The following is a 25,221-nucleotide window of genomic DNA, read 5'->3' as shown; positions in this document are numbered from 1 at the left end:
ATTATTTACTGTTCTTAATAAGTGGGAGGGAAAGACCGTACAGCCTTTAGAATTCTATTGGAATCAATAAAATCCAAGACATGATGGTACAACAAACTAAAACTTAAATCGGAGGAAAAATCTTTGGAAGAAGTTAATATTGGTTTACTGACGATTAAAGTCATCGTGGGTTTTGCCACTTTATTTTTTATCATTATCATAACGGGCAGAACATCCATCTATCAGTTAACCCCGTTTCACTTAGTTTTTGTTCTAGGACTAGGACATTTTTTAGGAAGTTCCATTTATGAGGATAAGATAGGGGTTTTTTATTTTTTATATGCCGTCGGATTGTGGACGTTTCTTATGTTGGGAGTAGAGTTTATGACTCTCAAAATTAAATCGACTCGTTCTCTCCTACTAGGCAATCCTAACATAATCATTCGAGATGGTATTATAGACAGAAAGTTACTTACAAAGAACAGACTGGATGTAAATCAAGTATTGAGTCTACTCCGTCAAAATAATGTCTTTTCAGTTCGCGAAGTCAAATACGGGATATTAGAAGCTAATGGGCAAATAAGTATATTATTGAAATCCAGGTATCAAATACCAGACAAGCAAGCTCTACGTCTTATAGAAACTCCAGTACATCTCCCAACATCGTTAATTATAGATGGGGAAGTTTTATGGGACAATGTGCATGAACTCGGATTTGATCAACAGTGGTTAAATGAGCAGTTGACTACCAATGGATATGATTATGTAAAGCGTATACTCTACGCAGATTGGCGAGAGGGTGAAGGCATACATGTAAGTCCTAAATAAAACGAGGTTTTTTATAATCATAATCAATTTAATGAATTTCATAATAAGGATTTACCGCTCCTTCGCCACAACATGTAGTTGCGTAGAAGCTTTCTTAATTACATGATGTGGCGAAGAAGCCGTTTTTGGTAATTATGAAATTCATTCAATTGTTAACAATTACAGTTGAATTCAATTCAATATATGGTAACCAGTTTCCTTCTCCATTCCTAAAAGGTATAACAAGGAACCAAAGAGTAAAACTCATAGTAAGTCATAAAATAAAAGGAGAATTAATCATATGACACCTTACGAGGGTTTGAATAAAAATTATATATCTGGAAAATGGCGTGATGGTAAAGGGGAAACCACTTATAAAGTGAAAAACCCCTATAATGACGAAGTTCTGCAAGAAATAAAAACAGCGAGTAAGGAAGATGTTGACGAAGCTTATCAATCCGCTGAACAGACCAAAAACGAATGGTTAAATTATAATCCATTTGAAAGATCTTCCATTATGGAAAAGGCAGTGCAGATTGTTGAAGCTAGAAGAGAAGAGTTTGTTGGACATTTGATTAGGGAAGGTGGTTCATCACATCTAAAGGCCAACGTCGAAATTGACTTTGTCATCGCAATTATGAGGGAAGCTGCTTCTTTTCCACTTAGAATGAATGGGGAGATTGTGCCTTCCCTTGTTCCAGGAAAGGAAAATAGAATTTACCGAAAGCCTTTAGGGGTAGTTGGAGTAATCGGGCCATTCAACTTTCCAATGTATCTTGCAATGCGTTCAGTTGCACCTGCACTGGCTGTCGGTAACGGGGTCGTATTGAAACCTGATGAGCAAACAGCGGTAACCGGCGGAATATTACTTGCAAAAGTATTTGAAGAGGCGGGATTGCCGAAAGGAATATTTAACGTTGTTGTTCCAAAATTAGAAGAAATAGGCGATGCATTTGTGGAACATCCAATTCCACGGTTAATTTCGTTTACTGGGTCCACGCCGGCAGGGAGGCATATTGGTGAAATTTGTGGAAGAAATATTAAGAAAGTTGCACTCGAGTTGGGAGGAAACAACCCGCTTGTCGTGCTTGGTGATGCGCAAGTAGAAGGTGCGGTAAATTCTGCACTATTCGGTAAATTTATGCATAATGGACAAATATGTATGGCTATTAATCGAATCATAGTTCATCAAGATTTATATGAGGAATTTATTGAGAGGTTTGTGGAAAAGACGAAAAAAATTAAGGTGGGCGACCCAAGCGAAAAGGATAATTTAATCGGTCCATTGATCAATCGAAAAGCAATTGATCGGATACTTGAACAAATTGAAATGGCTAAGAAACAAGGAGCTAAAGTTGTACTGGAAGGAAAAGTGGAAGGCAATGTCATGCATCCTTATATATTAACTGGTACCAATGAGGTGGCGACAGCTAAAAACGAAATGTTTGGCCCAGTTGCTACTATTATCTCTGCAGAAAGTGATGAAGAAGCAATCCGTATTGCAAATGATACCCCATTTGGTCTAAGTGGGGCAATTCATTCGGGTTCCCCAGAAAGAGGGGTAGAAGCAGCGAAACAGATTACTTCCGGCATGGTTCATGTGAATGACCAAAGTGTAAACGATGAGCCGTTGATTGCCTTCGGAGGCGAGAAAGATTCTGGACTGGGTCGCTTTGGAGGGGAATGGTCATTAGAAGAGTTTACTACCGTCCAATGGGTTTCTGTACAAACTGAAGAGAGGGAAAGTCCTTTTCATACGAATTATCTCGAATAAAATAATTTTAGAGACAGAGGGGTTATAAAATTCGAAGCGTTCTATCTCATCGATCCCCCTTTACGCTATCTGATTTTAATAATCGTAAATAGAAAGGCTATTTATCATTAAACCGCATTTGATTAAGTTCCACACTTAAATCAATTGCGGTTTTTATTTTAATGAATTTCATAATACGTATTTAATGCTTCACCATTATCATATGTAGTTGAGTTGGTTCGTTCCAACTACATATGATGATGGAAAAGCCGACTTTGGTAATTATGAAATTCAATCATTTATTAAAATATTGGAGTCAAGGAAAAAGAAGATGGATTATCAAAATTTAAAGGGTACTCAAGATTTTTTTACCGAATGCGGAGGGAGTAAGAAGAACATTAGAAGACGTTTTTATTCCATACGGTTGCAAACCTCCGGCAACATTTTCCTGAAACCCCAACTGCAATCGTTGCAAGACTCCGTAATAAAGAACTTGAAATTAAGGCTCCCTATGGATTAAAGGATTTGTTTGAAATGAAGGTGAGACCTACATATAGGATAAAGATTTTTATTCAATATATGATGAACGTATTAAGAAGAAAAAATGTGAAGAAATATGGAGAAGTTTATCTATAGAACTTTAAAATTAAATATATATGCTCTTATTCAACTATAGGGTGCGATAGTTCAAGAAGGATTATCGCCTTTTTTGTATGTGCCAGGCATGGCAACTATCTAGGTGGTGAAAGTCCACTGTGGGGGTACATATCGACCAACCACTAGAGAAGCGCAAGGTACTTATCGTGAGGTAAGGGCTGAAGGAAGCGCGTATCAAAAGCTTGACTTGACGAATAGAAATCTAATACAAAGGCTCGATAGGTGGACGAGGCTCCACAACAAGCCAAAATCCTAAAGATGTGCGTAACCCTATAGAGTAGATTAGACGAGTAAAAGCGGAAAGATAGATGCCTTACCCTGGGAGGTCTCACGGACGGCTCAGGAGTCCCCTATTAAGAAAGCCGCCAACAGAGTGCTTGCCTCCATTACAACATTTATCGAGAAGAAATTAGGACTCATCGTGAATGCCGAAAAGAGTCGCATCTCCCGCCCTAGTAATACGAAATTCTTGGGGTTTGGTTTCTACTATGATTCAAACAAGGGCTTAAAGAAACAATCAAATAGGGGACCTAAAAAAGAATTAAGTATCGATCAAATTGTAGATGCTGCAGTCGCTATTGCTGATAAAGAAGGACTTTCATCTGTATCGATGAATCGAGTTGCATCTTCTCTTGGATTGACACCAATGTACTTTACCGATATATTCCTAGCAAAGATGATTTACTTATCCTGATGCAAAATAGTGTTTGTGATATTCCTAATCCAATTCATGAGGGAGACCCAGATTGGCGTGAACCAATGGTTGCTTTATAAAATCTACGCAGATTATTCGAATTTTTATATGGAATACACAAAAAATTTTTTGCTGAAATTTACACAGGTTGCATTAATCAGCAGATTCGCACGCGGTCCGAGAATTAGCGCACGATAATCGTACATACTTGCACGCCCCTTGGTAATCGCGCACGATCCTCGTGCAAACTCGCACACCACCCGATAATCTGGCACGATAACCACGCAACCTCGCTCGCCGCCCCAGAATCCCACACCATAACCGTACGAACTCGCATGCTCATTCAAGAATCCCGCACAAACTAAGCATGCGATTTATTTCATTCAACTGATATAGTAAAAGAATAATACGTCAGATGGTCTATTGACAGGAGGAAACGTAAAGATATATTATTTAAATAATTACGGGGAAATTACAAGTATATGCATTTTACCTACAAAAATTTAATAATTGGAGGAGATTCCCTATGAAACACACTAGGCTTTTAACCTTGTTTTCTATCATATTGCTCTTGTTGATAACAGGGTGTTCGCAAGACAACGATAATGTGTCAGAAACTGCAACTGCACAACCAACAGAGGCTGAGGAAGAAACAACAGCTGATAACGATTCAAATGGCTCGGAGAATGCAGAAGAATCTAATGATCTCTATCATGAAATCGGAGAACCATTCGTCATGACCACATACTATTCGGATGCAGATGCAGAAGTAACTGTCAATAAAGTATGGACAGAACCTGCTCAGGATCATTCAGAATTTGTGGAGCAACGAGTCTCTTCACCGGATGAAAATACGAATGTTACGTTTATTGATTATACTGTGACAAATTTAAGTGATGAAGAAATTGGGTTGCCCGATCTGTTGCCCGAATATACAGCAGCCAATACAGAAGTGGATGTATCTTATCCGGAAAACGACCAGTTTGCAGATGAATTTGAATCCTTCGATTATGCACTTGAGCCCAACGAAACACTGGATTTAGTAGGTGCGGTCGTCACGGAGAAAAATGATGAATATACATCGGCATTTTTATGGAACATTACACAAGATATACCTGAAGTTGTATTTTTCACTCCGCAATCAGAACAGGAGAGTAAAATTGGTATATATGAAATGGGAGAGCCAATTTATTTACTAGATTATGAAGATAATGGAAGCCTCCAGGTTACGATCGATGATGTGAGCATTGAAGAAAATCCTGACCTTGAACAAGGGAATGTGGATTTAAGTGATATGTCAGCGCTAGTACTAGACATAACGATTGAAAATACAATCGATGAAATTCAAACCATTGAACAAGCTCTGCCAAAGCCTGTTGTAGATGGAGAAGCAGTGATACATACATTTAATGTTAACATCGATGGAAATTGGATAGATTTATACGATTTGGAAGGGAAATTAGAAAAAGGGGACTCGATAACAGGTAAAGCTTATATTAGTGTGGAAAAAGACAAGATCGACGATGTCCAATTGTATTATTTCCATCCGGAACTCCTTTTATTTCCTGATTATTCTAAAGTGCTGAACTATAATATTTGATCATTCGCTACCAAATTATGAGTTTTTCTTGGTTATTTGATGAACGAGAAGGAAGATTTTTCCGTATAGTGTAATCTTTTTTACCTGAACAGACAGAAATGTGTGAATGACGCTTGGTGCTTTGGTTAATGACTAAATGAATGACTGGATAACCACCTTAAGAAAGGACACAATTTAGTTCTGACAGTCATGCAACCACCAAGAATAGCTAAGTAATTGGTAAAGTATATAAAGATCGAAGAATACGATAATAAATGGTAAGAGGATCAATATCTTTCTTTGTATGGAGATAAAAGAAGGGGCAGATTGTGATTACGGAAGAAATTCTTTCCACCCTAATTGTGGTTGTTGGTTTTGTTGGTATTATTTTTATTGTTTATATTTTAAGCAAAATTCCTGGTGCTGGTCTTATCTTTGGCTTACTGCGAAGACTCTTCGTGTTATTATGGGGTGTCGTTGTTCTAGCTCTAACCTTCTTTATGTTTTTCATGGTTGGTTATATGGCGATCGTATATTTCACTTTTACTGGAAGTGAAGAGGGGATTCTTTATCAAGGAGAGCCGATAAATTTTCTTCTTGATGATGGCAGGAGAGAATCGGTATTTTTTACTCTGCTATATGCGGGATTTTGTCTTGTGTCAGTATATATTACTTCTTTTTTTGTGATGCTTGGTTGGAAAGTTACTCGTATAAGAAGCAGATTTAATGCTGAAATTATTTTAGTTATGATGCTTCTTTTGGTGTTTACTGTATTTCCGATGGTTGTCGAAGAAATACTGCCAGACATTGAAGTGGGGCGTTTTGGAAGATATGTACTTGGGATTTTACCGCTCGTGATGTATGTTGAAGGGCAAATAAAAAGATCCAGGGAACGATCAGACACACGTTATCTTTCTTCCAAGGAAAGGTTTTATCGGAATTTAAGTGAAGAAAAATCGAATAGAACAAGAAAATAATAGGACACATTCACTGCATGCTTTGTTGAGTAATTCAAAGGGAGTGGAAATGGGCAAATCTATATAAAAGAAACATCATATACACATTTCTTCATACTATATCCTGGAGGTGAAGAAATGGCGAGAGTAGCTTATCGGGAAGCGGACGTTGATTTAATGGCAAGGATGATGAGAGCGGAAGCTGAGGGTGAAGGCGTTCAAGGAATGTTGTATGTCGGAAATGTAATTGTGAACCGTGCAGTAGCAAATTGTTTAGACTTTATTGATGTTAGAACGATTGAAGATGTAATATTTCAAGTCCAAGGGGGAAATTTCTCTTTTGAAGCTGTTCAGAAGGGCAATGTGTTTTATCAGGGAGCAAGAGATAAGGAGAGGAGATTAGCAAGACGAAATTTAGAATCATGGCGGGATCATCCCGCGAAATTTGCTTTGTGGTACTTTAATCCATATGCTCCGTGTCCGCCAACATGGTACGGTCAGCCTTTTACGGGTCAATTCAAACTGCATTGTTTTTATGAACCACAGCCAGGAACATGTGAAAGTGTTTATATGAGGTAGGAGTTTATGGGCATTGATTCATCTTGAAATCAACTGTGTGCCTGTTATGTACCAACGTACTTGAAACTAGTAATTTTTACACAGCCAGCTTTGTTTTGGTGTACCTTTAATCCATGAATCATAAAAGGGAACTTTCTGTTTAGCAGGAGTTCCCTATTTAAGTGGAGATTTACGTAGCAGTATTCCGATGGGGAACCGAGAGCGTTATCGCTTTTAGAGAGTATGCGCATAAAGGGCAAGTGCCAGGCGTGAAAAAAGCAAGCTGGTAATAAGAGCACCTGACTTTTTGATGATTGGTTACCATTTATTTTTTATTTAAAGCTTATTGAAGTCCGATAACTTAGCTGTTATTCGGACTCTTTTTGTATTTTTAGCAGTAAAAAAGCAGGAGGCAAGCTCTGTCAACGCACCTAGAGTAGATAAAATAAGCAAAAATGAAAAGGGTAGCCACAAAATACCACAAGAGGAAAAGGAGAAATAGAAGAGATATAGTATAAAAACAGGGTCTCATTTTTTTATTTCTTTGCACATACGAATGAATTTCATAATTACCAAAGTCGGCTTTTTCATCACCATATGTAGTTGGGAACGAGCCAACTCAACTACATATGGATGGTGATGCATTAAATACGTATTATGAAATTCATTAATAGTGATAAGAAAATAAAGCTTCAATCAAATTCGTAAAAATGTTCAATATTTGTTACGATCAAATGGAAAGTATTTGTAATGTTTAAAGATAGAAGGAAAGTGGTAACGTTGGTGAGGCAGAAGGATCTTTTCATGGCTTTTTTTCGGGCGGGCATGCTCGGCTATGGTGGTGGCTTGTCGGCCATTCCGCTGATGCAAAGGGAAGTGGTTACGAAATTTAAATGGATGACGGATGAAGAATTTGCAGACGTATTGGCACTTGCCAACACGTTGCCGGGGCCTGTTAATACGAAAATTGCCGGGTATGTCGGCTGGAGGATTGATCGATGGCGCGGGATGCTGAATGCACTCCTTGCGACAATTTTACCGACATTGGTTTTAATGATCTTATTATTAACAGTTTTAAACGCTTATAAAGATCTTCCATGGGTCCAAGGAATGACGAAAGCTGTTATTCCGGTTGCTGGTGTGATGATTGGTGTGTTGGCTTGGGATTTTATTAAGTTCTCCCAGCGAACAATGGGGTGGCTGCCAACCATTATGCTAACAATCATCAGTTTAGTCGTTATGGAAATGCTCGGTATTCATCCAGCCATATTAATATTGGTTCTCATTATTTCTGCATTGCTTTCCAGAGGAAAAAAAGAAAGGCGAGTTGATGAGAATTGATATATTGGGAAATTTTTAAAGCTAATTTTATCGCGAATATATTAGGCTATGGTGGGGGGCCAGCGACCATACCATTATTGGAACATGAAGTGGTTCATAAATATGAATGGTTTACGGTAACTGAATTTAGTGAAATGGTGGCATTGGGAAATGGTTTGCCAGGTCCGATTGCGACAAAGCTTTCAGGCTATATCGGTTATGAAATGGGTGGTGTGTTAGGCTCTTTTATCGGTGTCTTTGCAGCCGTTGCACCATCGATGATTTTAATGATTGCTTTGTTAGGCTTATTATTAAAGTTTAAAGATTCCCCGAAAGTGAAGCGATTGACACAATATATTCGCCCGACCATTGCTGTTTTGTTAGGTGTGATGACCTTCAACTTTTTCATGAATGCTTATGAGACATCGGGAATTTATCATACAATCATCATTGCAGTTTTAAGTTTTCTTGCCCTTGAGCGATTTAGGGTTAGTCCTGTATTTGTTGTTTTGGGAGCCCTTGTCTATGGAGCAGTTTTCATCGCGTAAGTTATAACGGAGAAAGTTATCGATATACTGTACGGAGAAAAGAGGAATAAGAATGAAAGTCCGGAAATTTTTATTACTTTTTATCATGATTTTCCTAGCTGCTTGTGGTGACAATATAGAAACAAATATGTCTGAACCGATGGTGGACTTTGAATTCGTGACACAAGACGGGAAAATGTTACATTCGGATGAACTTCAAGACGAGTGGTGGGTAGCTAATTTCATGTACACGAATTGTCGGACGGTTTGTCCAAGAACAACAGCGAATCTGGCTGAAGTACAAGGGAAATTGAAAGAGGATGGTCTAAGTCCGCAAATTGTTTCCTTTAGTGTTGATCCAGCATACGATACACCTGAAGTATTGAAAGAATATGCCGCAGGGTATGATGCAGACTTAGAGACATGGAGCTTTTTAACTGGCTATGATTTTGAAACGATTCAAGAAATATCGGAGCATACATTTAAAGCTGTACTTGAAGAAGGAGTTATTGGGCAAAGGGCTCATGGAGTCGGATTTTACTTGATTGATCCTAAGGGAAACATTGTAAAAAAATATGATGGAACAAGCACGGTTGAGCTTGACGAACTTGTTAAAGATTTAAAGTCCGTATTATAGAAAAATTATAGTCTTAGCCGACCTAACTGCATTGTTTTATATAAAAACACCTCCGAATCGTGTACGTTTCGCACGAGTGATTCGAAGGAGTTTTTTAATTACATAGGAGATAATGAATTTCATAATACGTATTTAATGCATCACCATATGTAGTTGAGTTGGTTCGTTCCCAACTACATACGGTGATGGCAAAGCCGACTTTGGTAATGATGAAATTCATTCAGGAGACTATAAATAGTTAAAATACTGTAAGTAACTATTAGTTACTGGCACGAGCCACGTCCGCTCTGCGCCCAGCAACTATCAAACTTCACACTCCTCCAATCGATAAAGAAGACTTAGCCGTTCGGTCTTTGTGAGGCTTAGGCGCACTTATACCCTTGTGGTGAAAGTCGACATCGGCTCATAACGAAAGGAGGGCCGTTTAAATTCGGGCTAAAGCCCAACTCATGTCTCCCCCTAAAGGGACATGTTTCCTTTATCTAATAGGAGGTTCGATTAAGTTCGCCCCTTCCTGGGGCAACATCGAACTACCTCTCATCCTGGGAGGCACAGTTTGTACGTCGCTGCGACTACTGGATGTGCTAGTGCAGGTGTTGCGAAGACGATCGCGTTTTTAACCTGCAAGGGCGCTTCCGCCTTTGTTCAATAAGTAATTAAGCTTGTTTATCCGATGTTTCTTCCCTAACTTCTAAGTCGCTTGTGTCTTCCTCTTTCTTTTCGTCTTCACTCACCAATTCGTTAGCCGAGGTTTTAAACTCTTTGAGCGTTTCTCCGGCTGCTTTTCCAATTTCAGGCAGTTTCTTTGGACCGAAAATAATTAGAGCTAGTACAACAATAAGAATCAAGCCTGGAATACCAATATTAGCTATACCCATAATATTCACCTACTTTTCTTTTAAGCCATTTTATGTGTCTTCGTTTTCTTTTCGGCAAGTAATCCACCTTTTTTGAGGTATTCCTCTACACCTTCCGCAGCACGATAAGCTAAAGCGCCGATTGTTCCGGTCGGGTGATAATCGGAGAAGTGTGGAAACGCGGATCCGCCTGTGACAAACAGGTTTTCCATATCCCACATTTGCAAGTAATTATTGACTGCAGAAGTTTCCGGATCGGCACCCATCGCTACTCCACCAGCATAATGCCCACCGCTGTAGATATGGTCAAATTTTTCTGGCACTTCATCTTCATCAATAATATCTGCGCCCATTTCTTCCATAATCTTTTTAGTTACTTCGATGCCGTACTTCGCAATATTAATATCTTGGTCCGTTAACTTATTTGTTATACGCAGTAACGGATCTCCAAAAGCATCTTTATAAGTCGGATCTAAGCTTGTATAGTTGTGCCACCATGGCATAACCCCTGGTACAAACCAAACATGCAGCATACTGTTTGCATATTTGACAGAGTTGTTTTTGAACTCGGCACCCCAGCTAGGCGTATCACTTGGAACAGCAAGACTCTGAATTGGTCCCAATCCATACTGTCTGATTTCTGGGTGTCCGCCATGCAAGAAGTTTTTACCCTCGATATCAATATGTTCCACAGTAAAGTCTCTTAATGTTGCACCAAGCGCACCTGCTCCTCCGTACATATTGAATTTCTTGTCATTGAAAAAGCCTCGAACCCCAAGGAACGTATTATTGAATTGGCCGACGAAGTTTCTTCCAATTACACCTTCTCTTGTTTCCGGATTATAAGGTTTACCAATTTCAGAGAGTAGTAATAAACGTGTATTTGTAAAGGTGAATCCCCCTAAAACGACTACATCTGCCGGCTGTTCGTATTCCAGTCCCGTTTTCATATCTACATATATCACACCAGTGGCTTTTTCACCATTATGTACCACACGACGGGCATAGGAATGAGGACGAAGCTCGTAGTTCCCTGTTTTTTGCGCTGTCGGAATAACAGTTACGACAGGATCCGATTTTGCTCCGAAATCACACCCGTAATGCGAGCAGAAGGAACAAAATTGACATTGGCTCAGTTTTTCTCCATCCGGGTTTTCATACGCTTCACTCATATTACCTGCGGGAATCATATATGGATGGTATCCGAGATTCTCTGCTGCCTCTTTAAATAAGTTGATTGCAGGCGAGCTTTTGAGTGGCGGGTTTGGGTAAGGATTCGAACGAGGTGGTGCTAATGGATCGTCTTCTCCTGATGTCCCAGCTGTTTTTTCGAAGCGGTCATAGTACTTTTCAAATTCATCATAGGTGATACCCCAGTCTTGCAAGGTCATTCCCTCTGGAATCTTGTCTTCCCCATATTTTTCAACCGTCTTACTGTACACTTCAAAGTCAAATGGATTATTACGGAACGTACAGCCTGCCCAGTGTGCACTGCCTCCACCTACATCATTACCAACCATCATTTCACCTTGTGTTCGGACTGGCTGAGCTTCTTCGTCCATTTCACTGCGAGAAGTAATTGTTTCCTTTGATAAATCCTGCATCATATCATAACGCTGTGTAAATCTAAGTTCATCTTTACTTCCCAAATAGTCATTGACTGATTTTTCTTTTCCTCGTTCCAGTCCAACAACTTTATAGCCAGCTTTGGCAAGCTCGGCGGATACAATACCACCTGACCAACCAGTACCAACTACTACAACATCTACTTTATCCAGCTTTATTGCCATGAAATCTTCCTCCTGTTTTGTTTACGCTTATGATTGTTGATAGTCTTTCAAACCGAGCGGATCCATTTTGATAAATTCTTCTTCTTCAATAATATCGATGAAGCCTGGACGTGGACCTGGATATTCTACCATTCTCCAGCCATCCATGTTTTTATTTCCGCCATAGAGTGGATCGGCAAAGGCACCTTCGATCGTCATTTTTCGAAGTATGCTAAAGAATTGCTGCGAACTTACACCAGTCAATTCAACTTCTCCATTATCGAATGATTGTAAGATCTCGTCTTGCTGCTCTCCGTCGATGTTAACGAAATTTTCACCGAACTGTTCTTCACTTACCGCATCAATTTTCCTCAGGCCTTCGATGATGATTTGCCCTCTGTTTAGTGGTGTTTCATAACGCATCACATCTTCAGAATCACCATTGACCTTAAATGGATTTTGCATATACTCTTTCGCATTCGTTCCCCATGAGCCTGCTAATTGCTTATCAATGAAATATGGCACGCCTAGCGCAACTGCCCCTGGTCCATTGTCATCTTCCGGATAGATACGCTCTACTGCAGCTCTTAGAATTACAAAGTCTTCAAAGCGGTCAAAAAATATACGCGCTTCTTGGAAATCCTCGGCTGATTCTACTGCAGGCTGCGATGACTCTGATTCTTCTTTTAGAAACGGATTCGATAATATCCCTCCGAGGATAGATCCACCTACTATACCACCAGTAAATATCCCAGCATTTTTCATAAATATCCTGCGATTCATTGTTTTTTTATTATTAGCGTTTTCATTAGCCAAGATAGTACCCCCTTCAAATGTATATATGTACTTAAAAAACAACGTACGATTTAAGATTATACGCTTATATAACTCTAATGTCTATCAACTTTATTATACCCAAGTTTGTAGGTAATATAACATTTTCACAGTCAAATTTATGCAATACTAAAATATTACTAATGGTGAGAGAAGAATCCCGCGAAAATTGCTATTGCTTTCATCATTCTTTAACATTAGATACGTACGATAAGAGTGAAAAGAGTACATTTGTGGTTAAACTATCTTACTATAATGATATCTTGATACTAATAGGAGGAGTTTATGTTGCGTTATGTAATTATCGGAGGTGTCGCTGCTGGTATGAGTGCGGCAATGGAAATAATCCGCACCGATGACTCGGCACAGGTGACGGTTCTTGAACGTGGTGATGACTACTCATACGGACAGTGCGGTTTGCCTTATGTTATAAGTGGTGTCGTTCCATCTGTAGAAGCCGTCGTTGCACGAACCGCTGAAGCGTTCAGGGAAAAGTATAAGATCGATGCCCGAGTGAATACGGAGGTAACGAATATAGATGCCGAACAACAAATCGTTTATGGAACGGATGCAAAAGCAAACAAAGATTTTCAATTAAATTATGATCGGCTGCTGATCGCATCAGGTTCCGACCCACTCGTTCCGGAATGGAAGGGCATGGAACTGGAGGGGATCCATACATTAAAAACAATAACCGATACAGAAGCGATTCTGAAAGATTTAGACGAGAATATAAAACACGTTACGATTGTCGGTGGTGGCTACATTGGTTTGGAAGTAGCGGAGAGCTTCAGAAGCCTTGGGAAAGAAGTCACCCTTATCCAACGCGGTAAACAAATTGCATCGATATTTGATCAAGACATGGCTGAACTGATTCAGGAAGAAGCTAGAGAAAATGGGATTCAGCTTGTACTTGGCGAATCGGTTGAAGCATTTGCAGGTGACGAGCGGGTTGAAACGGTGATCACGGACAAACAAGCACATCATACAGATCTTGTTTTACTAGGAATGGGCGTTAGACCCAATACGGGATTTTTAAAAAATACAAACCTTCAGATGACGAGGCAAGGAGCAATCCATGTTAATGCTTATATGGAAACCAACCTTGAACATATTTATGCTGCTGGTGATTGTGCGACACAGTACCATATCGTGAAACGGCTGGATGACCATATTCCGCTCGGGACGACATCAAATAAACAAGGCCGAATTGCCGGAGCCAATATGGCCGGGAATCCGTTACCTTTCAAAGGAATTGTCGGGACATCCATCATTAAGTTTTTTGGTTTAACGTTAGGTCGTACAGGTATAACCGAAAAAGAGGCAAGCAGACTTCGTATTCCCTATGAGGTGCTGACAAGGAAGGCAAACTCGCATGCAGGCTATTATCCTGGCGGAGAAATCTTGCATCTGAAATTGCTGTATCATGGCAAAACGAATGAACTGCTTGGAGGACAGATTATCGGTAAAGAGGGCGTTGATAAACGTATCGATGTACTTGCCACTGCGCTTTACAATCAGATGACGATCCAGCAACTGGCTGATTTAGACCTTAGTTATGCACCTCCATATAACGGGGTATGGGATCCGCTTCAACAAATGGCAAGGAAGACATTTTAAAATATTGGAACAAAAGGGAACAATGAGCAGGTTTATTTTGCTCGCTATTCTTTTTTTAACTTGTTAGAAGGCCTTGAGCGAATTTGTCCCGCTGTAACCGTCCGTAACATTCCTCAAGAATTCAGGTTATGTCGAGAAAGGTTAGGTGGGAAGAAACGTGAGCTAACACCTCAGATTCGTTCAACCAGCAATCAGTGGGGTAAGTACCGTCGACTAGAAACGCGATTCGTTTCGCAACGCTGATACTAGCACCTCCTGTGCTCCCGAAAACCTCACGGATTGAAGTTTCACGTTATGAAAATACACCGTTTTCATCATTCTTTCACATTGGGTAAGTACGATAAGAATGGATAGCGGTTGTATAGAGGTAAGCAAGTTTTAATGAATATGATCGATACGGATATTGACATAAATGGAGGTATACGTATGAAAAAGAGATTGATTATGAGCGCTGCTTTTCTTTTAGTAGCTTGGAAACTATAAAATAAAAATGCTGTGGATAACTAAAGTTGCTAGCACTAGCCACGTCCGCTCTGCGTCCAGCGACTAGCAGATCTTTTGGTGGGACGAGCAATGCGCAGTCCCAAACTTCACACTCTTCCAATCGATAAAGAAGACTTAGCCGTTTGGTTTGTATGAGGCTTAGTCGCCGAAAGTCAACATCAACTCAAGAAAAAGGGAAGGCCGACTAAGAACGGGCTAACGCCCAACTCACGTCTACCCCTAAAGGGGCATGTTTCTGTTATCTCATTCCAGTAAAGGGGAAGTTCGATTAAGTTCGCCCCGTCTTAGGGCAACATCGAACGACCTCCCTTCCTGAGAGGCATAGTTTGTACGTTGCTGCGACTACTGGATGTGCTAGTGCAGGTGTTGCGAAGACGATCGCGTTTTTAACATGCAAGGGCGCTTGCGCCTTTGTTCCATGAATATTTTTCATTATTAGTTCAAAACTAATCTGAGATCTTCGACAATCAGATCCATCTCGTTATTATCTACTCCGCTATATCTTTTGATAATCTCGCCATCTGGGTTAACAAGAAAGAAGCTTGTCCCGTGGGTCACTTGATCATCGCCAGGAGCCGCTTGCTCGACGACAGATCGAAATGAATTCATGGATAATTCTTTAATCGTTTCAAAGTCGTATCCGGTTAAAAAAGACCAATTGCTGAAATCGGCATCATATTCTTTGGCATACTCTATAAGTACTTCAGGACTATCATAATCAGGGTCGACACTAAAGGAAACAAGTTGAACATCTAAATCCTCTTCCTTTAATTTAGATTGTAAGTCTGCCATATTGGTTGTCATTGGAAGACAAACAGTCGTACAATTTGTAAAGATAAAATCTGCAATCCACCACTCGCCTCTAAGATCGTCAAGGCTTAACGTTTCGTTAGCTTGTGTAGTGAAGCTAAAGTCCGCTACTTCTCCTTCCATATTCGGTTCTATCTCTTCGCCGCACGCTGCTAGCAGGACTACAGCACAAAATATTAAAACAGCAAATAATTTTTTCACGTTATGAATTCTCCTTTTTTCAATTTAATATAAATGGCTATGTCTAAAAAAATCAGAGGTACTTTTTTTACCTTCAAATTAACCTTACTTTACTATAGCAAATCTATATGAAAATTTGATGTTAGTTGTTTGAGATTCACAATGTTGTAATATTATTTTATATAAATAACTTCATTTTTGCATTTTTTTTGGAAAATTGCTCAAAAAAGATAGGACTTGTCCTGTTTCACAAACTTGATTTTTCAAAAATGGAAAAAATCAAGTTTAGTTAAATTAATGAATTTCATAATACGTATTTAATGCTTCACCATCACCATATGTAGTTGAGTTGGTTCGTTCCCAACTACATATGGTGATGGAGAAGCCGACTTTGGTAATGATGAAATTCATTCATATAGTTAATGGATGAAGTGATTTAGTATGTCGATATACGTTATCATTAAATGAATCTACACTGAACGGTTATATCTTGAAATGCGCTTGGCGAGTTGAGAGGATGAGGAGGATCGCAAATGGAGCGGAAAGTGAAGGAGCTAACCTTGCTATTGTTATATTTAACATCGTGGAAAGAGGAAGAACTACAAGAACTATTCGGAGAAACGAGAAGGAGTTGGAAAGGATATCCCTTTGATATTCTTGATGAACTTACTGACGAAGATTTCATTCGTGGAAGTAAGCGCTCCAAATCGGTCTATTTAACGAAGGCAGGGATCAAAGAAGCGAAAGAGATAGCGAAGAAGTATCAAATTCAAGATATTTAAAATGAAAGTGAATATTGAATTATTATCAGAGAGGTGAGACAGATGATGATCCAATGTACGAAAGCTTTACTTGAGAAGTTAGGTATAAAGGGAGATGAATTAGTTACACCAGAAGGTCATGAACATTTTCCGAATAGCTTTATGGCGTGGCACGCCAATTTTGTCAGTATTAACAGAAGAAAAGCGATTATTTTAATGAACAACGAAACGAGATATCCAGTCGTAATATACCGACCGGTTAAAAAGGACTTTTCTAATGCAAGAGGCTTAATTCTTGAAGCAATTACGGAAGTTTTACGTATCGAAGGTGTCAGTCAAACTATCATTAACGCTTATATTCATAAAGCAGGTGAAATTTCTTTTTCCAAAACAGCTAATAGAAGCATGGTGGCAAAGCTGAATAATACGGTACGGGAAATTGAATTTATGTCAGAATATTTGAATGAAGATACGAAAATTCAAAAATATATAAGCCTCTTAGCGGGAAGGCAGATCCAAAAGATCAATGATTCGGATGAATATGGTTATCCTGTAGAAAAAATGCTAAATTGTTTAGGGGCTGTTTATGAATTAGATAACGATAAATGTATACCTGTATTGGATCATGAGCGCTATCAACTGAAAATACAAATCGATTTAGGCAGTCATGACGTTTGGAGAAGGGTTACCGTGCCATCGACGTTTTCATTTAGACATCTTCATAATATAATCCAAACGGTCTTTGATTGGCAAAATTACCATTTACATGAATTTACAGTGGATATGGAGGGAAATAAGCCAATTAAAATAATAATGGACGATCATCCGGAAACGCTGGAATTTTTAGATCATGGGGAATTTGATATTCTGCAAGAACGGTTTGTTTCATTGGAGGAAATTTTTTCGAAACATAATAAAGTCATATATGAATATGACTTTGGAGATTCGTGGTACCATCATATAACACTGGAAAAAACGGAAAGGTCTCATGACTTTAGAGCGACATACCTAGATGGAAATGGGGAAAGACCACCAGAAGATGTGGGTGGCTTATTTGGATATGAAGAATATTTGGAAGTCATAGTGAATGAAAATGATCCAAGGAATAAGGAAATGATGATTTGGGCAGAAAGTCAAAAAGAAAGAAAGTTGAATTCCGAGCAAATAAATAATCGGCTGACTCGAGTGTTCCATAAATATTATTATTCACCGCATTTTATTTGACACATATTTTTGTAACAATGGTAAGGAGTGAATAACAAAGAAAGTTAGTATTCTCAGGGATGAAAATGAAGTTGAGGTTTCAGAAGTAGCTAAGCGGCATTTTGTTGAATTAGAAAACTGTCCTATCGCATCGAAATACCTGTCACCTATGCCAAAAGTCCAATACAAAATGAAATCATCCAATCCCCAATCCTTACCATCAGATTGGAGGTTGAAGATAACTCCATCTCTATTTTTGGATAAAGCAATTGTGGCCGTTAAACTGATGGAGATGCTGTATAAGAAACAATTGTTAGTTTCTCTTTATCATGATCCATCTGAATCAAATATTTCATACAAATCTAATGTCAATTCAGGCAAAATATGAACAGAAATCGTATCTTCTTCCGTTAAGACACCCTGGAATTCATAGTGTGCAGAAACTAAAAGGTGCACTTCCACTGCTTGATTAATTGGGTCAACAAGCCAATATTCCTTGACTCCTGCTTTTTCATAAAGCCGATACTTGTTCCAGTGATCCATCTTAATAGGAGAAGGAGAAAGTACTTCAATAATCAAGTCTGGCGCCCCATTACAACCTTTATCATCAAGGTTACCTTTGTCACACACAACAGATAGGTCCGGCTGAACGACATTATCAATATCCGCATCATGTTTGTTTTCCGCAAATAGTTGAACATCAAAAAGAGCAAAGTAAACTTCACATTCAGTATCTTGCAGGAAATTAGAGAAAGCTGCTGATAAATTCCTAAGAAGTTTGACTTGGGGCTGGACAACAGGAGCAGTAGCAATGGGGATTGCGTTACTCAGAATTGTTGATCCTGATTTGAAAAGTAATACACTCAATGACTTTGGCTTAGCATTTATTGTAATTGGCTCAGTAGAGTTAATGCGTATTACCTTCTCACCAGTGATGGTTGTGAACTCACAATCATGGCTCTTTATCACAATAACACTAGGTTTTACGATTCTAATTACGATCCTTGCAATTAAAAAAGGATGGTTTAAAATTAGATTAGACAGCAATGTAAATGAAGTGAATAGAAAAAGTGGATAAATAGAAGAACAGGTGTATTTCTGCATAAGGAATACACCTGTTTAATCGCTATTCTAATTGTAAAGCGGAATAAAAAAGGGAGCGTGACCGTCATATGAAGAAAAAAGTAATCATTTATGACCGAATAGAAGAACCGGTACTTAGCACATTAAAAGAAGAATTTGATGTACAGATATTCAAAGAACAAGATGCTCATAAAGATCCTGATTTTTTACCGTTTCTCCAAGAAACAGAGGGCATTATTGGATTGGACTTTCCTGGGAAAAGTGATGTGTTAGATCAAGCGCCAAATTTAAAAATCATTAGTAACGTGTCTGTCGGATACAATAATTTAGATACCAAGGAATTAACGAAACGAAATATCATGGGAACAAACACGCCAGACGTATTAACAGACACGGTGGCTGATATGGCGATGGGCTTAATGCTTTCGACCGCGAGAAGAATGCCTGAGCTCGATCAATACGTGAAACAGGGACGCTGGAAAGAAGCTGTTACAACAGAGTTATTCGGCGCAGATGTTCATCATAAAACGCTCGGAATTATCGGAATGGGACGGATTGGTAAAGCTATTGCACAACGAGCTCATTTAGGGTTTAATATGGATATACTCTATCATAGCCGCACGCCGAAACCAGATGCAGAGGAACAATTTAATGCACTGCATATGAATCTTGAAAATCTGCTCAGGAGTTCGGATTATGTATGTCTCATCACCCCTTTAACAGATGAAACAAAGGGAATGATTGGCGAAAAGGAATTCCAAATCATGAAGCCATCCGCAATTTTTATTAATGTTTCCCGAGGAAGTACGGTGGTGGAAGCGGATCTCATTGAGGCACTGAAAAATGAAGAGATTGCAGCGGCTGGATTAGACGTATACGTAGAAGAACCTGTGGATCCTGACAACGAATTATTAAAAATGGATAATGTTGTCACGCTGCCGCATATAGGTTCAGCTACATTAGAAACGGAAATTAAAATGGCAGAGCTAGCTGCTAAAAATTTAAGAGCGGGATTGAACGGTGAAAAACCAGGAAATCTTGTCAATCCAGAGGTATGGAAGAAGGAGTAAGGAAATGGCAGAGCAACTGAGATTAAGAGCTTATGAAGAAGATGACATTCATTTTTTACACAAGTTAGTGAATGATCCCGAAATTATGTCCTATTGGTTTGAGGAAGCTTATTACTCAAAGGCTAGATTACGTGAAATCTTTGAAAAAGAGCAGCAAAATAACAGTGCACGAAGCTTTATTTTAACGAACGGTGAGAAAGCGATTGGCCTTGTTCAATTATTTGATATCGATTATATACATCGCCATGCTGAATATGCAATCATGATTGATCCCGCTGCTCAAGGAAATGGTTATGCAGCCAAAGCTACGAATTTAGCATCTGATTATGCGTTTAAAGTATTGAATTTGCACAAGCTATTTTTATATGTGGATGAAGTAAATGAAAAAGCTGTGCATGTTTATAAAAAATGTGGCTATAAATATGTAGCTACGTTAGAAGAAGCGTTCTTTGTTAATGGAAGTTATCATAACGCTGTCTTGATGAATATTTTTAAGCGGGATTATCTTGGGTCTACATGAACCGATGCGTAAGTAACGAATGAAGTGCGGGCAATTAGACCATAGTGCGAATCTTGTAGGATGCTTATTGAAACAGTTGATATTCAGATTGTAACTGTAGCATTATCTAAGAAAAAATCTAGTTTTTTGAAACAGAGTTATTGTGTAAAACAATAGCTCTTTTTTATAGATTATTATCTATTAAGGATGCTAAAAAATTTTGAGTATGAGGTGGTTATATGCAAATAAGAAGAGCGGATTCGAAAGATGCAACCGGTATCGCAAAAGTACATGTAGATAGTTGGAGGGCGACTTATAAAGGTATTATTCCAGAAGACTTCTTGAATAATCTTTCGTACGAACACCGAACAGAATATGGAAGAAAAACATTGCAAGGGAAGACAATCATGTAGTAGTTGCAGAGAATAACGAAGGCCAAATTATCGGGTTGCAGATGCTTGGAAAAGAGAAAACAATACAGTAGAGCATGCAAGTGATCTAACTTCGATCTATTCGCTTGAAGAATATCAGGGGAAAGGAATAGGAAGGAAATTTCTTCATGAACTGTTTTTGCACTTTAAACGATTAAGCATTGAGAAAGTTTTTGTCGAAGTACTAGAGGAAAATAAAACTCGGTATTTTTATGAATATTTTGGTGCTAAGTTAGTTGAAACGAAACAGATTAAACTTGCTGGAAAAGCTCTGAATGAGTTGATATATGTATGGGATGATGTGGACAAGGTGATGGAGAAAATAAATACCTAATGAAAAGCAGATCTCAAGTAGTTCTTCAAACGAGCCTTATTTTGAAACTTCTGCAAGCTCCTAATCGTAATGATACGAGGGAGGGATAAGTATGAAACTTTTATTTTTTGTTCTACTGTTTGGATTCATTTTATTTTTAAACCTCGGACTTTATTTGCCATCTTTAATGTCAGTTGATGAGGAAGACATAGGGAAAAATGTAAGTCGTTTAAAGAAACATAAATGGTTTCAAGAATTGTTGAGTGATAAAGGATTTAAACAACTAATTATCCACGATAAAGATGTACGTAAAGTTATTGGAAAGTTCAATGATAAGAAGATTGATAAGGAGTTTTTTCAGAATAGATATCGAAAAAAATTAGAAAACATTTTACAGCAAAAGCTAAATGATAATTTAGCCTAAGAGGTGGGACCAGTGAGTATAAGGATAAATAACGAACTTGAAATGAGACCATTAACAGAAGCAGACTTGAAGCCTTTATGGGAATTGACATATAAAGAGTCAAATCCGGAATGGAAGAAATGGGATGCCCCTTATTATGACCACGTGGCGTTAACATATAATGCTTTTCTAAAAGAAATGGGTCCATCTCTTATTCAACAGGATAATCGCTGGGGGCTGTTTGTCAAAGGGAAATTGATTGGAACGGCATCTTATTATTGGGAACATAAGCCTTCAAATTGGCTTGAAACTGGCATTGGTATTTATAACCCGGAATATTGGAACGGTGGACATGGTACCATCTTTTTTAAAACATGGATTGATCATTTGTTCAACACAATGCCTTTAGTCAGAGTGGGCTTTGCTACATGGTCCGGGAACCAGCGTATGATGCGGTTAGGCGAGAAACTGGGAATGAGTTTGGAAGGGAGACTAAGAAAATGCCGGTTTTACAATGGCATATACTACGACTCTATTCGAATGGGAATATTAAGAGAAGAATGGGAGCAGCTAGAGGTTTTAAAACGGTCAGAATAAAAATAAGATTGTTAGTATCACAGTAGGCTTAAAGGCTGGATACAACGTTCTAATCGAGTAGAAACGAAGTATTTGAACAGTTATCTTGCTTGGTTTCAGGCCCTTGAACTATTAAACTTTTCATATATATGTTGAACTTAAGTTTTTCACTTCTGTATAGGAGCGGGTCCATCTATTAGAAAGTTATGTTGCTTAAATTCGCTTTTGTCCGATAGAACCCACCTACGAGACATTTTTCATGGATATATAGTTGATTGTGTCTCATAGAGCTCCCCTATGAGATAGTTTTTACGGATATATAGCCGATTGTGTCCGATAGAACCCACCTACGAGACATTTTTCATGGATATATAGCTGATTGTGTCTCATAGAGCTCCCCTATGAGATAGTTTTTACGGATATATAGCCGATTGTGTCCGATAGAACTCACCTACGAGACATTTTTCATGGATATATAGTTGATTGTGTTTAATTGTGTTCTCCTACTAGGTCATAATTACAAGGAAAACATGTGATAAAATATTTAGTTCAACTTTCATAGCAATTTCATTCCTTCGAGGTGATAAAATGTATTTTTCGTCAAAAAAAGACTTATGGATGACAATTATTATTTGGTTGTCTGCAATTTTTTTATTGTTCCAATAGTTTTCTATCCAGATTTTGGAGTTTGGATGACCCCTAATTTCTTAAACAAGCAATGTCTAATGTGGATTTGGCTCAAGACTGGATATACTATCAAAAATAATATAAGGATTGATGAAGTTCATAGTATTAGGGAAACTAAAAACCCATTTACAGCTCCTGCACTTTCTATAAATAGGGTTGAAATTAATTATGGAAAGTGAATGAATTTCATAATTACCAGAGTCGGCTTTTCCATCACCGTATGTAGTTGGGAACGAATCAACTCAACTACATATGGTGATGGTGAAGCATTAAATACGCATTATGAAATTCATTAAAGTATGAAACAATTCAATTTCCCCTAAAGAAATAAATTTAATGAATTAAATGATTTTTTAGATCGTATTCTCGAATATGGAAATTATACGGCACACCTATCGATCCAAGAAATTAAACAACGGAACTCGGCGAGTGCCAATTGTTTTTTAAAAAAAGTATGATATCTAAAGCATCATCACAAATTGATTTTTAAAGAAGCTATAGTTAACCAGATATCTAAAGCTCGAGACAAAGCATAATTTCTCACGGGCTTTTTCTTTTGCTTCTATATTTGTATGGATTAGGATTGGTGATTTAACGGAATCCTCAAATGATTGCTTACTTTATTTTCATCTATCTTAGACATTGATTACTAAATCTCTTGCTTGAACAATATAATATTTTCATCAAACTTTCATATATAATGTGTACGCTTGGAATTAAGAATGCTGAGATAAAGGAGCTAAGCCATTGGCGCAAATAAGTAAATTGATACCTATAGGGGTTTTTGCTCTCGCTATTGTAGCGGGGTTTTTATTCTTTTATTTAACGAGTAACTTATCGAAAAAGAATAAAAAAATACATATCGAACAAATGATTTCGGAGCTGATAAATGTTGTTATCTTCATTTGGGTCGGGAAAATTTTAACGAACCTTAAGCTGTTCATACAAGACCCATTAGCAGTGCTTGCTTACCCTAGCGACTCTAAAGCATTTTATCTTGCTATTTTAATCAGCGGGATTATCCTGTTTATAAAAGTGAAGAGGGGAAAAATAAATGCTGTCCCATTTATGAAATCATTTATTCCCGTGATTTTAGTCGCTTCTTTTGTATATGAATTCATTTATCTCGTTTGGCTTCAAACTGGTGGTACAATTGGATATTTTATTTTAATCACATTGCTTCTCATCTTCTATTATATTGCACATGATCAATTGCCTGAAAAGCTGCTGTTTATCATGTTATTAGTTGTTTGGTCTGTTGGAGTGTTTATTCTTTATTCGATACAACCATTTGTTACCGTGTTTGGTTATCTAATAGCACCTTGGTTTGTTTGGGTATTTTTTACAATAAATATAGTTATTATTTTAAGAAAGAGGGATCGTCATGGGCGGAATTGAAGCAGATACATTATTGATTGCGGGCACGTTTCTTGCGATTGGAGCAGGGGCGTTATCATTTTTATCCCCTTGTGTACTTCCGATTTTTCCAGCGTACATGTCATACATAACTGGAATTAGTGTGAAAGAGTTGCAAGAAGGCAAAAATGCGAAAATCAGAAAGGAAATTCTTAGTCATTCCCTAATCTTCCTTATTGCCGTGTCACTTGTCTTTATTAGTCTTGGTGCAAGTGCATCTTTCCTTGGGCAGTGGGTACAAGGTTTATTAATAGGGGATTCAGGGTTATTTATTCAGCGGATTGCGGGTACCCTAATTATATTCATGGGATTATTCGTCGGCGGCTGGGTTACAATTCCAACCTTGATGAAGGAAAAACGGTTTCAGTATACGAAAAAGCGGGTGAACTACCTCGGGACATTTTTAATTGGACTCGGATTTGCAGCGGGATGGACACCATGTATTGGGCCGATTTTCGGTTCCATTTTGCTGCTTGCGGCTAGTAATCCGGGGCAAGGTATTTTTTATACGGTCATGTATGTAGTTGGCTTTTCTTTGCCGTTTCTTGTCTTAAGCTTTTTCCTCGGTTCCACGAAATGGATTGTGCGCCATAGTGGAGTCATTATGAAATTCGGTGCTGTCGTCATGATTCTTATGGGGCTCGTCCTTTTCTTAGGGTGGATGCCGCAAATTACTGGTTTCCTGCTTGATTTCGTTGATGATACATGGTTATCAAGGTTAGGATAACATTAGGAGGC

The 25,221-nt window shown here is 38.4% G+C and carries 28 protein-coding genes and 1 pseudogene; 23 read left to right on the top strand and 6 right to left on the bottom strand.

Annotated elements, in window-relative coordinates; translation table 11 throughout:
* Positions 1-123 precede the first annotated feature (123 nt).
* The 11 genes and pseudogenes from LZD48_RS07835 to LZD48_RS07780 all read left to right on the top strand — a co-directional run bounded on the left by LZD48_RS07835 (position 124) and on the right by LZD48_RS07780 (position 9,467).
* On the top strand, positions 124-807 hold the full coding sequence (locus LZD48_RS07835) for a DUF421 domain-containing protein (RefSeq protein WP_235762176.1): 684 nt from the start codon (positions 124-126) through the stop codon (positions 805-807).
* A gap of 280 nt (positions 808-1,087) precedes the next feature.
* Positions 1,088-2,560 carry an aldehyde dehydrogenase family protein gene (locus LZD48_RS07830; RefSeq protein ID WP_235762175.1) on the top strand — a complete coding sequence of 491 codons (1,473 nt, stop codon included), beginning with the start codon at positions 1,088-1,090 and terminating at the stop codon, positions 2,558-2,560.
* A gap of 444 nt (positions 2,561-3,004) precedes the next feature.
* Positions 3,005-3,175, top strand: a complete 171-nt coding sequence (locus LZD48_RS07825) for a nucleotidyltransferase family protein (protein WP_438822752.1) — start codon at positions 3,005-3,007, stop codon at positions 3,173-3,175.
* A 394-nt stretch (positions 3,176-3,569) separates the two neighbouring features.
* A complete protein-coding gene (locus tag LZD48_RS19205; RefSeq protein ID WP_438822750.1) occupies positions 3,570-3,890 on the top strand; it encodes a hypothetical protein in 321 nt (106 codons plus the stop codon).
* Between the two features lie 526 nt (positions 3,891-4,416).
* A complete protein-coding gene (locus LZD48_RS07810; protein ID WP_235762174.1) occupies positions 4,417-5,490 on the top strand; it encodes a hypothetical protein in 1,074 nt (357 codons plus the stop codon).
* Positions 5,491-5,798: 308 nt separating this feature from the next.
* Positions 5,799-6,446 carry a hypothetical protein gene (locus LZD48_RS07805; RefSeq protein ID WP_235762173.1) on the top strand — a complete coding sequence of 216 codons (648 nt, stop codon included), beginning with the start codon at positions 5,799-5,801 and terminating at the stop codon, positions 6,444-6,446.
* A gap of 117 nt (positions 6,447-6,563) precedes the next feature.
* Positions 6,564-7,004 carry a cell wall hydrolase gene (locus LZD48_RS07800; protein WP_235762172.1) on the top strand — a complete coding sequence of 147 codons (441 nt, stop codon included), beginning with the start codon at positions 6,564-6,566 and terminating at the stop codon, positions 7,002-7,004.
* A 200-nt stretch (positions 7,005-7,204) separates the two neighbouring features.
* Positions 7,205-7,273 (top strand): annotated as a pseudogene (locus LZD48_RS07795) (30S ribosomal protein S14); the annotation flags it as partial.
* A 493-nt stretch (positions 7,274-7,766) separates the two neighbouring features.
* The gene (locus LZD48_RS07790; protein ID WP_235762297.1) at positions 7,767-8,324 is read left to right on the top strand and encodes a chromate transporter; all 558 of its coding nucleotides are present in this window, start codon (positions 7,767-7,769) and stop codon (positions 8,322-8,324) included.
* The gene (locus LZD48_RS07785) at positions 8,321-8,851 is read left to right on the top strand and encodes a chromate transporter (protein ID WP_235762171.1); all 531 of its coding nucleotides are present in this window, start codon (positions 8,321-8,323) and stop codon (positions 8,849-8,851) included. Before LZD48_RS07790 ends, LZD48_RS07785 begins: the two co-directional genes overlap by 4 nt.
* Positions 8,852-8,903: 52 nt before the next feature.
* Positions 8,904-9,467, top strand: a complete 564-nt coding sequence (locus LZD48_RS07780) for an SCO family protein (RefSeq protein WP_235762170.1) — start codon at positions 8,904-8,906, stop codon at positions 9,465-9,467.
* Between the two features lie 94 nt (positions 9,468-9,561).
* Here the strand turns inward: LZD48_RS07780 and LZD48_RS18755 are convergent, their stop codons facing one another.
* The 4 genes from LZD48_RS18755 to LZD48_RS07765 all read right to left on the bottom strand — a co-directional run bounded on the left by LZD48_RS18755 (position 9,562) and on the right by LZD48_RS07765 (position 12,909).
* On the bottom strand, positions 9,562-9,687 hold the full coding sequence (locus tag LZD48_RS18755; protein WP_255770907.1) for a hypothetical protein: 126 nt from the start codon (positions 9,685-9,687) through the stop codon (positions 9,562-9,564).
* A 436-nt stretch (positions 9,688-10,123) separates the two neighbouring features.
* Positions 10,124-10,345, bottom strand: a complete 222-nt coding sequence (locus LZD48_RS07775) for a twin-arginine translocase TatA/TatE family subunit (protein WP_235762169.1) — start codon at positions 10,343-10,345, stop codon at positions 10,124-10,126.
* Between the two features lie 20 nt (positions 10,346-10,365).
* Entirely contained in the window at positions 10,366-12,114 is a 1,749-nt protein-coding gene (locus LZD48_RS07770) for a GMC family oxidoreductase (protein WP_235762168.1), read from the bottom strand.
* A gap of 27 nt (positions 12,115-12,141) precedes the next feature.
* Positions 12,142-12,909 (bottom strand): gluconate 2-dehydrogenase subunit 3 family protein, encoded by a 768-nt coding sequence (locus tag LZD48_RS07765; protein WP_235762167.1) that lies wholly within the window; start codon positions 12,907-12,909, stop codon positions 12,142-12,144.
* Between the two features lie 306 nt (positions 12,910-13,215).
* Between LZD48_RS07765 and LZD48_RS07760 the strand changes: the two genes are divergently transcribed.
* Complete coding sequence (locus tag LZD48_RS07760; protein WP_235762296.1) at positions 13,216-14,547, top strand: CoA-disulfide reductase; 1,332 nt, start codon at positions 13,216-13,218, stop codon at positions 14,545-14,547.
* A gap of 939 nt (positions 14,548-15,486) precedes the next feature.
* Here the strand turns inward: LZD48_RS07760 and LZD48_RS07755 are convergent.
* Positions 15,487-16,062: an SCO family protein gene (locus LZD48_RS07755; RefSeq protein ID WP_235762166.1), complete on the bottom strand. Its 576-nt coding sequence runs from the start codon at positions 16,060-16,062 to the stop codon at positions 15,487-15,489.
* 512 nt (positions 16,063-16,574) lie between these two features.
* Here LZD48_RS07755 and LZD48_RS07750 point away from each other — a divergent pair.
* Positions 16,575-16,823 carry a DUF6429 family protein gene (locus LZD48_RS07750; protein WP_235762165.1) on the top strand — a complete coding sequence of 83 codons (249 nt, stop codon included), beginning with the start codon at positions 16,575-16,577 and terminating at the stop codon, positions 16,821-16,823.
* A gap of 42 nt (positions 16,824-16,865) precedes the next feature.
* Positions 16,866-18,026, top strand: a complete 1,161-nt coding sequence (locus LZD48_RS07745) for a plasmid pRiA4b ORF-3 family protein (RefSeq protein WP_235762164.1) — start codon at positions 16,866-16,868, stop codon at positions 18,024-18,026.
* 306 nt (positions 18,027-18,332) lie between these two features.
* On the opposite strand, the gene LZD48_RS07740 is transcribed toward LZD48_RS07745, so the two are convergent.
* Positions 18,333-19,109 (bottom strand): Uma2 family endonuclease, encoded by a 777-nt coding sequence (locus tag LZD48_RS07740; RefSeq protein WP_235762163.1) that lies wholly within the window; start codon positions 19,107-19,109, stop codon positions 18,333-18,335.
* Between the two features lie 68 nt (positions 19,110-19,177).
* On the opposite strand from LZD48_RS07740, the gene LZD48_RS07735 reads away from it, so the two are divergent.
* The 9 genes from LZD48_RS07735 to LZD48_RS07700 all read left to right on the top strand — a co-directional run bounded on the left by LZD48_RS07735 (position 19,178) and on the right by LZD48_RS07700 (position 25,210).
* Positions 19,178-20,158 (top strand): 2-hydroxyacid dehydrogenase, encoded by a 981-nt coding sequence (locus LZD48_RS07735; RefSeq protein ID WP_235762162.1) that lies wholly within the window; start codon positions 19,178-19,180, stop codon positions 20,156-20,158.
* A gap of 4 nt (positions 20,159-20,162) precedes the next feature.
* Positions 20,163-20,678, top strand: a complete 516-nt coding sequence (locus LZD48_RS07730) for a GNAT family N-acetyltransferase (protein ID WP_235762161.1) — start codon at positions 20,163-20,165, stop codon at positions 20,676-20,678.
* 218 nt (positions 20,679-20,896) lie between these two features.
* Positions 20,897-21,070, top strand: coding sequence for a hypothetical protein (locus LZD48_RS18900; protein ID WP_310739799.1), 174 nt, complete (start codon positions 20,897-20,899; stop codon positions 21,068-21,070).
* A 94-nt stretch (positions 21,071-21,164) separates the two neighbouring features.
* The gene (locus tag LZD48_RS18870) at positions 21,165-21,422 is read left to right on the top strand and encodes a GNAT family N-acetyltransferase (protein WP_310739801.1); all 258 of its coding nucleotides are present in this window, start codon (positions 21,165-21,167) and stop codon (positions 21,420-21,422) included.
* A 91-nt stretch (positions 21,423-21,513) separates the two neighbouring features.
* Entirely contained in the window at positions 21,514-21,825 is a 312-nt protein-coding gene (locus LZD48_RS07720; RefSeq protein ID WP_235762160.1) for a hypothetical protein, read from the top strand.
* A 42-nt stretch (positions 21,826-21,867) separates the two neighbouring features.
* Positions 21,868-22,401, top strand: coding sequence for a GNAT family N-acetyltransferase (locus LZD48_RS07715; RefSeq protein ID WP_255770954.1), 534 nt, complete (start codon positions 21,868-21,870; stop codon positions 22,399-22,401).
* Positions 22,402-22,994: 593 nt separating this feature from the next.
* On the top strand, positions 22,995-23,246 hold the full coding sequence (locus LZD48_RS19035) for a PH domain-containing protein (protein ID WP_369010254.1): 252 nt from the start codon (positions 22,995-22,997) through the stop codon (positions 23,244-23,246).
* Between the two features lie 568 nt (positions 23,247-23,814).
* On the top strand, positions 23,815-24,465 hold the full coding sequence (locus LZD48_RS07705) for a hypothetical protein (protein WP_235762159.1): 651 nt from the start codon (positions 23,815-23,817) through the stop codon (positions 24,463-24,465).
* On the top strand, positions 24,452-25,210 hold the full coding sequence (locus LZD48_RS07700; protein ID WP_235762158.1) for a cytochrome c biogenesis protein CcdA: 759 nt from the start codon (positions 24,452-24,454) through the stop codon (positions 25,208-25,210). Before LZD48_RS07705 ends, LZD48_RS07700 begins: the two co-directional genes overlap by 14 nt.
* Positions 25,211-25,221 lie beyond the last annotated feature (11 nt).

Source organism: Oceanobacillus alkalisoli, assembly GCF_021556485.1.
Lineage (GTDB): Bacteria > Bacillota > Bacilli > Bacillales > Amphibacillaceae > Oceanobacillus > Oceanobacillus alkalisoli.
This window is presented reverse-complemented; position numbering and strand designations above follow the sequence as displayed.

Excerpts from the sequence above, each read along its gene's own strand:
- LZD48_RS07830 (WP_235762175.1), top strand. The coding sequence starts at position 1,088 with ATGACACCTTACGAGGGTTTGAATAAAAATTATATATCTGGAAAATGG.
- LZD48_RS07810 (WP_235762174.1), top strand. The coding sequence starts at position 4,417 with ATGAAACACACTAGGCTTTTAACCTTGTTTTCTATCATATTGCTCTTG.
- LZD48_RS07800 (WP_235762172.1), top strand. The coding sequence starts at position 6,564 with ATGGCGAGAGTAGCTTATCGGGAAGCGGACGTTGATTTAATGGCAAGG.
- LZD48_RS07780 (WP_235762170.1), top strand. The coding sequence starts at position 8,904 with ATGAAAGTCCGGAAATTTTTATTACTTTTTATCATGATTTTCCTAGCT.
- LZD48_RS18755 (WP_255770907.1), bottom strand. The coding sequence starts at position 9,687 with ATGAATTTCATCATTACCAAAGTCGGCTTTGCCATCACCGTATGTAGT.
- LZD48_RS07775 (WP_235762169.1), bottom strand. The coding sequence starts at position 10,345 with ATGGGTATAGCTAATATTGGTATTCCAGGCTTGATTCTTATTGTTGTA.
- LZD48_RS07770 (WP_235762168.1), bottom strand. The coding sequence starts at position 12,114 with ATGGCAATAAAGCTGGATAAAGTAGATGTTGTAGTAGTTGGTACTGGT.
- LZD48_RS07750 (WP_235762165.1), top strand. The coding sequence starts at position 16,575 with ATGGAGCGGAAAGTGAAGGAGCTAACCTTGCTATTGTTATATTTAACA.
- LZD48_RS07745 (WP_235762164.1), top strand. The coding sequence starts at position 16,866 with ATGATGATCCAATGTACGAAAGCTTTACTTGAGAAGTTAGGTATAAAG.
- LZD48_RS07740 (WP_235762163.1), bottom strand. The coding sequence starts at position 19,109 with ATGCAGAAATACACCTGTTCTTCTATTTATCCACTTTTTCTATTCACT.
- LZD48_RS07735 (WP_235762162.1), top strand. The coding sequence starts at position 19,178 with ATGAAGAAAAAAGTAATCATTTATGACCGAATAGAAGAACCGGTACTT.
- LZD48_RS07730 (WP_235762161.1), top strand. The coding sequence starts at position 20,163 with ATGGCAGAGCAACTGAGATTAAGAGCTTATGAAGAAGATGACATTCAT.
- LZD48_RS18900 (WP_310739799.1), top strand. The coding sequence starts at position 20,897 with ATGCAAATAAGAAGAGCGGATTCGAAAGATGCAACCGGTATCGCAAAA.
- LZD48_RS07720 (WP_235762160.1), top strand. The coding sequence starts at position 21,514 with ATGAAACTTTTATTTTTTGTTCTACTGTTTGGATTCATTTTATTTTTA.
- LZD48_RS07715 (WP_255770954.1), top strand. The coding sequence starts at position 21,868 with ATGAGACCATTAACAGAAGCAGACTTGAAGCCTTTATGGGAATTGACA.
- LZD48_RS19035 (WP_369010254.1), top strand. The coding sequence starts at position 22,995 with ATGGATGACAATTATTATTTGGTTGTCTGCAATTTTTTTATTGTTCCA.
- LZD48_RS07700 (WP_235762158.1), top strand. The coding sequence starts at position 24,452 with ATGGGCGGAATTGAAGCAGATACATTATTGATTGCGGGCACGTTTCTT.